This is a genomic window from uncultured Ruminococcus sp. (genome assembly GCF_937915125.1).
Taxonomy (GTDB): domain Bacteria; phylum Bacillota; class Clostridia; order Oscillospirales; family Ruminococcaceae; genus Ruminococcus_C.
Genome location: NZ_CALDMP010000067.1, coordinates 1 through 9,063, shown reverse-complemented (window position 1 = coordinate 9,063; position 9,063 = coordinate 1). Strand labels below are relative to the sequence as shown.

Here is a 9,063-nt window from a genome sequence, read left to right as displayed (position 1 = left end):
GAATACACAAAGTATTCACTGCGCTTTTTGTTTCATCTGACGAAAAATCTGACGCAATTTATGCTCGTAGAGTACAATCTGCGCACCAGATTTCATCAGTGCTTCCCTATGAAGAGGATGAATTCCTTGTTCTGAACAAAGGAGGAATTGCATATGCTGAAAACAGCATTGGTCACCGGGGCATCCCGGGGAATCGGGGCGGCAATCGTGCGTGGACTGATTGCCGATGGGTATCAGGTTGCCGGGACATATCACCGCAGCAGCGAGGCAATGCAGGCGCTGGCGGCGGAGTGGGGCGTGATCCCCATCCGGGCAGATCTCTCTGACCCGGCGCAGCTGCCGCAGCTGGCGCAGACTGTTCTGGAACAGCTGGGACAGGTGGACGTGCTGGTGAACAATGCGGCATGTTCCTATATCGACCTGTTTCAGTGTATGCCGCCGGAACAGGTACGGGAGCTATATGCGGTGAATCTCACGGCAGTGGTGGAACTGACCCGGCTGCTGCTGCCGTCCATGCTGTCCCGGCACAGGGGCTGTATCGTGAACATTTCCTCCATGTGGGGAGAAACAGGGGCATCCTGCGAGGTGGATTATTCCGTGACAAAGGGTGCGGTGCTGGCGTTTACCCATGCATTGGCGAAAGAGGTGGGACCGTCCGGCATCCGAGTGAATGCCGTTTCTCCGGGGACGATTCTGACGGATATGACCGCCCATCTGGATGCACAGACGCTGGACGAACTGGCAGAGGAGACACCGATGGGCAGACTTGGCACGCCGGAAGATGTGGCAGCGGTAGTGCGGTTCCTGGTATCCGACCAGGCGGCATATATCACCGGACAGGACTTGCCTGTAAACGGCGGATACCTCTGCCTATAGAATGAATTATTGTTGGCGTGTGAACCCCTCCACTATTGCTGCGCAATGGTTCCCCTCCCCTTTCAGGGGAGGCTGAAAGCGCCTATCTTTAGCAAATTGTAAATTTTGTGAAGAATGCCTCCCCTGAAAGGAGAGGGGGACCGCCGATAGGCGGTGGAAGGGTATGTACGGATAAGTTTTTATTGTTGTGATTTTTGAAAATTTCCTCGAATTCCACCAGGTTCATTTTGCACAAAATTAACGAAAATCTTTCCTGCTTTTCAATCCAAAGTTACAAATCCGGTGAAAATCCAATGAGTATTTTGTGAGAGCCCTTGCGAAACAGGGGGAATTGTGCTATAGTAATCCTATGGCAACACCGCACAAAGAGCGCCTGACGGCGCATCTGACGCATAATCTTTATGTGGTATTGCCCTATATCGATTGACACAGGAGCATTCCGGAATAACCTTACCCTTTTTCCGGGAATGCAGTTCGTTTGAAATAAAGGTGATATCATAGCATGAAACAACAAAAGACATGGAATGCACTGCTTTCTTCTCTGCGTGCATGGTGTTGGTCTGTCCATGAAAAGCGGTCGTATAATACCCTGCGGTATCCCATGACAAACCGGATTTTGCTGCTGCTCTATCCGATTTTCATCGTCTGTATGGCAGAACTGAACCAGGACAAATATCCCAGCAAGCTGGTGCTGTTCATTTCGGAACACCCTACCATTATGCTGTTCAATATTCTCATTGCAGCACTGATTTTTCTCGGTGCACTGCTGCTGTTCCGCTCTGGTTGGTTCTCCATGCTGCTGGAAAGCGTCCTGTATATGGCACTGAGTATTACGGAATTGTTTAAATACAACACAAATGGCAATCATCTCATTATGACGGATATGAAGCTTGCCAGAAGCCTGAAAAGTCTCACGTCCTTTGCGTATATCAAAATCACCCCCAGGCTGATTCTCTATCTTGCCATCTGCGTGGCGTTTATCTTGGTGGCGTATTGGTTTAATCCAAGGTTCAATACCCGTGTGAAGCTGCCGAAGCGGCTGGTGCCGGGGCTGGCATGTCTGATTGCCTGTGTCATGGTGGTAACAGTGCCTGCTGTTTCGAAGCCAGTGTATGCCCTGTTCCAGCTGGATACTAAGGCGGCGGACAATACCTTCATTCTCAACGAAAAGTTTGAAAACAATGGATTTCTTGCCTTTTTCATGCAGACCGGGTCGGAGAATCTCTCCAACAAGCTGGAAGAGCCGGAGGAATATCAGGAGGACAGCTCCGATCTGATCGACCAGTATCTGGCAGAAGAAGTGCCGGATCTAGATTTTGACGGCGGCGTAAAGCCCAATGTCATTGAGATCATGTCGGAATCCTTTGCGGATTTCCGGGCATTTTCGAAGGAACTGGAAGAGTTGGGCTATACCGGACTGGATCAGTATTATGACGGTCTGGATGAGGCAGCTTCTGAGGGAACAGAGGGTACATTGATCGTGCCGACCTATGCCAGCTATACTGTCCGGACGGAATTCGAGCTGCTGTTCGGACTGCCGGTAAAGTCCATCAATGACCCCAATATGCCCCAGAGAATGCTCCTGGAGCGTCAGCAGCCCACAGTACCATCCTACTATAAGAGCTGGGGCTATTCCACAGCGTATGTCCATCCCTTCCAGAGCAGCTTCTACAGCCGGAAACGGATCTATGGACAGTTCAACTTTGATACCATGATCTTCGAGGATGATTTCACCGTGCCGGTGAGCACCTATGGAGAATATATTGACGACAATGTGGTGTACAATCAGATCGAATCCCTCATTGACTCTACGGATGAGCCGCTTTATGTCCATGCCACTACCATGCAGAACCACCAGCCCTATACCGATGGAGACAGCGAGGATGAATTTGTCAACTATCTGAGCCGTCTACAGCATTCGTCAGACGGTCTTGCGGATTTCCTGGATCGTCTGGCAGAGGTGGACGAACCGACTATCGTGCTCTTTGTGGGTGACCATTTTCCGTCCCTGCGGGGCGATGACGGTATTTATAGCCAGCTGAACATCACCAGTGAAAATTGCAGCACATTGTATGAACAGCGGTATATCCTCTGGAGCAACTATGACCTGAACACTAGTTCGCTGCCGGAGGAGGCAGTTTCCACATTCTATGCACCCTATCTGGTCATGGAACTGATCGACGCGCCCAGGGACAGCTTTATTCAGTCCATGATGAATGAGATGGAAACAGAGCCGGTGTATTCCACGAACTACATGCCCATGCAGGAGAAGAACACCAAGCTTGACACACTGACCTATGACCGTATTCTGGGCGACATTGTTTCACCGAGCGCACTGGATGTGCTGCCCGATCCGTCTGAAGAAACCACAGAATCCAGTGATTCTGACTGATCCAAATGGAGGAGAATTTGTATGGAACCGATTACAATTGGCGCATCCGGAACAGCATCTGTGACGGTTGACATGTCGAATCTGGCAATGACAGTGGGAAGCGGTTCGCTTCCTGTGTTTGCAACACCTATGATGGCTTCGCTCATGGAACAGGCGGCGTGCAATGCTGTTGCGCCTTTCCTTGCAGAAGGGGAGACTACCGTGGGGACAAAGCTAGAGATCAGTCACGATGCGGCAACACCGCCGGGGCTGACAGTGACAGCTACCGCAGAGGTAACTGCTGTCAGCGGTAGAGAGATCTCTTTCCACGTGACGGCAGAGGACGGTGTCAGCATCATCGGTTCGGGAACCCATAAGCGGTTTCTGGTGGATGCCGAACGGTTTACGTTAAAGGCACGGAAACGTGGAGAATAATTGCAGTTTCAGCCGCAGCCAAGTGCTGCGGCTTTTTGTTTTGGGCAGATTAATTTCACATATTCCGGGCGGTAAAGCGATATCGCCGCAGACGGCGAAACACCCGGCGCATACTTTTGCGCCGGGTCGAGGGTGGTGAGAAAAAGCGACAGCTTTTTCGAGGCGGGGCGAACAAGACCGCCCCGCCTTGTGAGACCTTTTCAGTAACCAAGATTTTGAAAACGTCCCGGTGGGACGTTTTCAACAAAGCAAACAGGGAAAGCACCGGGCGGATGATATCCGCCCCTACAGACCAGTGAAAATGTAGTCCATTCGGAAGAAATCACTTTCATTTTCAACGTCTCCTCTTTGGATTGTCAAAAATTTAACAGCTTTCGCCTTTCATTTTGCGCAAATTTCCGAAAACGCCGAAAAAGTAGTGACAAACCTGTCGTCTTATGCTATACTTATCATAAGTCATAAGGCAACACCGCACAAAGAGCGCCTGGCGGCTTTGTACGTCATATGCTTGCATCTTTTCCGTCATATTTCACAAAAATGCTCGTGAATACACAAAGTATTCACTGCGCTTTTTGTTTCATCTGACGAAAAAACTGACTGCGCATCTGACGCACAATCTTTGTGCGGTATTGCCATAAACCAAATCATGCCCCCTGTCGGCGTGCGATATCCTGCTGTCGCCGACGGGGAGAAATGCAGGTACGGATACGATCCAAGGTGGAACTCGTATGGATGCTGCAATAAAGGATAGGAAGCGTGAATGTTATGGAAAATACTTTTGACGTGATCATTGTGGGCTGCGGTGCCGCCGGACTTTACGGTGCCATTAATCTGCCTTCCTCCTGCCGGGTGCTGCTGCTCTGTAAACAGGAGCTGACCCTCTGTAACTCTGCTCTGGCACAGGGCGGCATTGCCGGGGTATACAATTCGCCCCAGGATTCTGTGGAGCTCCACGAGCATGACACCATGATTGCCGGGGGCTTCAAGAATAACCCGGAAACATTGCACATTCTGACCACCCACGCTGCCCACGAGATCCAGACCATTCTGGACTTCGGCGTGGACTTCGACCGGACGGCAGACGGCGAACTGCATCGGACACTGGAGGGGGGGCATTCCCGTCACCGGATCTTCCACCACAAGGATGCCACAGGGGCAGAAATTCTGGATAAGCTCATCCGGAAGGTCAAGACCCTGCCCAATGTGACCATTCTGGAACACGCCATGATGGTTGGCATGCAAAAGACTGCCACGGGTTTTTCTGTCAATGTACTCCAGGGCGGCTCCTGCACCGTCTACAGCAGCCACTTCATGCTTCTTGCCACCGGCGGCATCGGCCGTGTGTACGGCTTTACCACTAACTCCAAAATCGCCACCGGTGACGGCATTGCCTTTGCCTATGAAAACGGGGCAGAGATCCGGAATCTGCATCTGATCCAGTTCCACCCCACGGCGTTCAATAACCGCCATACACGTGAGTGCTTTCTGATTTCCGAGGCAGTCCGGGGGGAGGGTGCGTATCTGCTCAACTGCAAAAAAGAACGCTTTATGGATCGCTATGATGAACGGCTGGAGCTTGCACCACGGGATGTGGTTTCCCATTCCATTATCCTGGAGAGCCGGGAGACGAATTCCGATGAATTCTACCTGGATATCTCCTACAAAGACCCGGATTTCATCCGGAACCGATTCCCTATGATCTATGAAAAAGTCCTGGAACAGGGCTATGATATGACAAAGGAGCCTATTCCCATTTTCCCATGCCAGCATTACCTTATGGGCGGCATTCAGGTGGACAACAATTCCGAGACCACGATTCCCAATCTGTACGCAGCAGGGGAGTGCTCACACACGGGCGTTCACGGCAACAACCGCCTTGCCAGCAATTCCCTGCTGGAAGCTCTGGTATTCTCCAGACAGGCGGCGCTGGACATTGCCAGAAAGCTGCCGGATGCACCGGAAACCTTTGAAGAAGCGGCATTTCCAGTAAATCCTGATGCCAAAAAGCTGCCCAAGGGATTCCGCACGGAGATCCGCAAGATCATGCAGGAAAATTATTTTGTCATCCCCAATAAGGAAAAGCTCCCTGAGGGACTGGCTCGCATTACGGAGATTCGCAATCAGCTGATTTCTGAGCCTTATATTGTGGATGCGGATTATGTAGAAGCAAAATCTCTTGCCACAGTGGCGTATTTGATTTTGAAGGAAGTACTTTGAGGAAAGGAACTGCATTATGCTACAGCAAACTTACATCGATCGGCTGATTACCACAGCACTGGACGAGGATATTCATTACATTGACGTCACCACAGACAATCTCCTGGACGACAGCCATACCAGCGAAGCTTATTATCTGGCGAAGGACAGCGGCGTCCTCTGCGGCATTGACATTGCAAAGCGTGTGTTCGAATTGGTAGGCGGCGCATTTGAGATGGACATCCGTATCCATGACGGAGAAAAGGTACAGAAAGGCGATATTATCGCCACTATTACCGGCAGTACCAAGACACTGCTCAAGGGCGAACGCACGGCGCTGAACATTCTTCAGCACATGAGCGGCATTGCCACAGCGACCAATCGCTGCGTGGAGCTGGTTGCCGGGACAAACGCACAGATCACCGATACCAGAAAGACCCTGCCCGGACTGCGACCCCTGCAAAAATATGCCGTGACAGTGGGCGGCGGCAAGAACCACCGCTATAACCTGTCTGACGGTGCGATGCTCAAGGACAATCACATTGACGCATACGGCGGCATTACCCCGGCAGTGACGGCGCTGCGTAAGAAAATCGGTCATATGGTGAAAATTGAAGTGGAAGTGCGCACTCTGGCAGAGCTGGAAGAGGCACTTTCTGCCGGGGCGGATATTATCATGCTGGACAACATGAGCTGCGAGGAAATGACAAAGGCAGTGCAGCTGGTAAACGGCAAGGTACTGCTAGAGGCATCCGGCAATGTTACCGAGCAGACTATCCGTAGCATTGCGGAAACCGGCGTGGATATTATTTCCCTGGGTGCACTGACCCATTCTGTAAAGTGCTTTGATATTTCCATGCGAATTTCGGAAAAGAAATAACATCATAATACGTTTGCGTATGCAACAAAAACGTCCCCGACACGGTCACAAACCGGTATCGGGGACGTTTTGATATTCTGATTCAGATTTACTTTGCGTAATCTACCACACGGCTCTCGCGGATCAGGTTCACCTTGATCTGACCCGGATAGTCCATTTCGGCTTCGATCTGCTTTGCGATCTGGCGTGCCACCAGAACCATTTTTTCGTCATTGATGACCTCAGGCACCACCATAACACGAATCTCACGGCCTGCCTGCAATGCATAGCACTTTTCCACGCCCTCATAGGATGCGCAGATGCTCTCCAGCTTTTGCAGCCGCTTGATGTAGTTCTCATAGTTTTCGCTTCGTGCTGCCGGACGTGCCGCAGAAATGGCATCAGCAGCCTGTACGATACATGCGATAGCTGTTTTGGGTTCCACATCGTTGTGATGGGCTTCAATGGCGTGAATGACCTCGTTGTTTTCGTTGTACTTCCGGCAGACATCCACACCGATCTGTACGTGAGAGCCTTCGATCTCCGCAGTCAGTGCTTTACCGATGTCGTGGAGCAGTCCGGCACGTCGTGCCAGATTTGCGTCTACACCCATTTCCGATGCCAGTACACCGCACAGCTTGGAAACCTCGATGGAGTGCGCCAGAACGTTCTGGCGGTAGCTGGTGCGGTAATACAGCCGTCCCAGGAGCTTCACCAGCTCGTTGTTCACACCGTGGACATTGGTCTCCAGCACAGCACGTTCGCCCTCCTGGCGGATACGGTGCTCTACCTCACGGCGAGCCTTTTCGACCATTTCCTCGATCTTGGTGGGATGGATCCGTCCGTCTGCAATCAGCTTTTCCAGTGCGATCCGTGCAACCTCACGGCGCACGTGATCGAAGCAGGAGAGAGCGATCGCCTCCGGTGTATCGTCGATAATGATGTCTACGCCGGTAAGCGTTTCCAGAGTACGGATATTCCGTCCTTCACGGCCGATAATACGACCCTTCATTTCGTCATTGGGCAGCGCCACAACGGAGACTGCTGTTTCAGATACCTGATCTGCCGCACATTTTGCAATGGCGAGAGAAATATAGCTGCGTGCCTTTTCTTCGCACTCATCCTTGAGCTGCTGCTCATAGTAGGAGATCTTCACAGCCTTTTCGTGGATGAGCTCGTCCTCCAGGGTGTTCAGGATATATTCCTTTGCCTGATCCTGGGTCAGCCCAGAGATTCGTTCCAGTTCCTGGAGCTGATTTTCCTTCACAGCTTCTGCTTCTGCCAGTTTGTCCTCGGCATTCTTCAGCTTCCGCTTGAGGGATTCTTCCTTGCGGTCCAGGTTGTCGGTCTTTTTGTCCAGATTTTCTTCCTTCTGCTGAATACGGCGTTCCTGCCGTCCGATCTCAGAGCGTCTGTCCTTGATCTCTTTTTCTGCGTCTGAACGGAGCTTATAGATCTCGTCCTTTGCTTCGATCAGTGCACTTTTCTTTTTGGATTCTGCTTCTTTCTTTGCATCCTCCAGAATGCGTCCGGCTTCTTTTTCCGCAGAGCCGATGGCAGCTTCTGCCTGCTGCTTGCGCTGTTCTGCACCTGTCCGGATGCCCTTCCGGTATGCAAGCCATCCGGCGATTCCTGCGCCGATCAAAAGCGCAGCCGCACAGAGGATCACCGTCAGTGCCAAACTCACTTCTTGCATCTCTATGCACTACCTCCTTATAACTGATTTGTCTATCTATACAACACAGCGGCGTTTTCGCCAAAGGGGCATGTGCGTCTCGTATTCACTTGTATTTTTCCTCAGAAATTTGTTTCCCGTTTGGTATGGGGCAGTGCCGTACCGCATCCCCGGCAGAGGCGGACAGTGCGCCTGTGGGGATATTCTGCACCGTATCAAAGGGAGCATCGCAATTCCGTGATCACATTTCTCCGATATTTTCTGCCGACAGCCGGCAGAAAAAGCAGTTCCAGCGTCAAATTGTCAATGCCGCTGTTTGTGCAATCTTTATGGAAAACCGTTCACGGGAGAAAATCCGACTCCGCCGTGACCGGCATCTGTAATGAATCAAAACGCACACGTTTCAAAACGCAGCGTTTCCCGGCAAAGCGTTTGCCGGGATTCGTTTGTAATTTGATACAACACTTTTATTTTACACTGTTTCGCGGTACTTGTCAAGCCGTTTTGCGAAAGATTCACATTTAGGCAACACCGCACAAAGAGCGCCTGGCAACTTTGCACGTCATATGCTTGCATATTTTCCGTCATATTTCACAGAAATGCTCGTGAATACACAAAGTATTCACTGCGCTTTTTGTTTCATCTGACGAA

Annotated in this window: 6 protein-coding genes; 5 read left to right on the top strand and 1 reads right to left on the bottom strand. The window is 51.1% G+C overall.

The window, feature by feature from the left end; genetic code table 11:
- Window positions 1–153 precede the first annotated feature (153 nt).
- From Q0418_RS06840 to nadC, 5 genes are all read left to right on the top strand, one after another.
- Window positions 154–876: an elongation factor P 5-aminopentanone reductase gene (locus tag Q0418_RS06840; protein ID WP_298483401.1), complete on the top strand. Its 723-nt coding sequence runs from the start codon at window positions 154–156 to the stop codon at window positions 874–876.
- Window positions 877–1,378: 502 nt separating this feature from the next.
- Window positions 1,379–3,268: an LTA synthase family protein gene (locus Q0418_RS06835; RefSeq protein ID WP_298483400.1), complete on the top strand. Its 1,890-nt coding sequence runs from the start codon at window positions 1,379–1,381 to the stop codon at window positions 3,266–3,268.
- Window positions 3,269–3,289: 21 nt separating this feature from the next.
- Complete coding sequence (locus tag Q0418_RS06830) at window positions 3,290–3,682, top strand: thioesterase family protein (RefSeq protein WP_298483399.1); 393 nt, start codon at window positions 3,290–3,292, stop codon at window positions 3,680–3,682.
- Between the two features lie 765 nt (window positions 3,683–4,447).
- On the top strand, window positions 4,448–5,899 hold the full coding sequence (gene nadB / locus Q0418_RS06825) for an L-aspartate oxidase (RefSeq protein ID WP_298483398.1): 1,452 nt from the start codon (window positions 4,448–4,450) through the stop codon (window positions 5,897–5,899).
- A 13-nt stretch (window positions 5,900–5,912) separates the two neighbouring features.
- On the top strand, window positions 5,913–6,758 hold the full coding sequence (nadC, locus tag Q0418_RS06820; RefSeq protein WP_367276242.1) for a carboxylating nicotinate-nucleotide diphosphorylase: 846 nt from the start codon (window positions 5,913–5,915) through the stop codon (window positions 6,756–6,758).
- Between the two features lie 88 nt (window positions 6,759–6,846).
- Here nadC and rny read toward each other — a convergent pair whose 3' ends face one another.
- Entirely contained in the window at window positions 6,847–8,433 is a 1,587-nt protein-coding gene (gene rny / locus Q0418_RS06815; RefSeq protein WP_298483396.1) for a ribonuclease Y, read from the bottom strand.
- Window positions 8,434–9,063 lie beyond the last annotated feature (630 nt).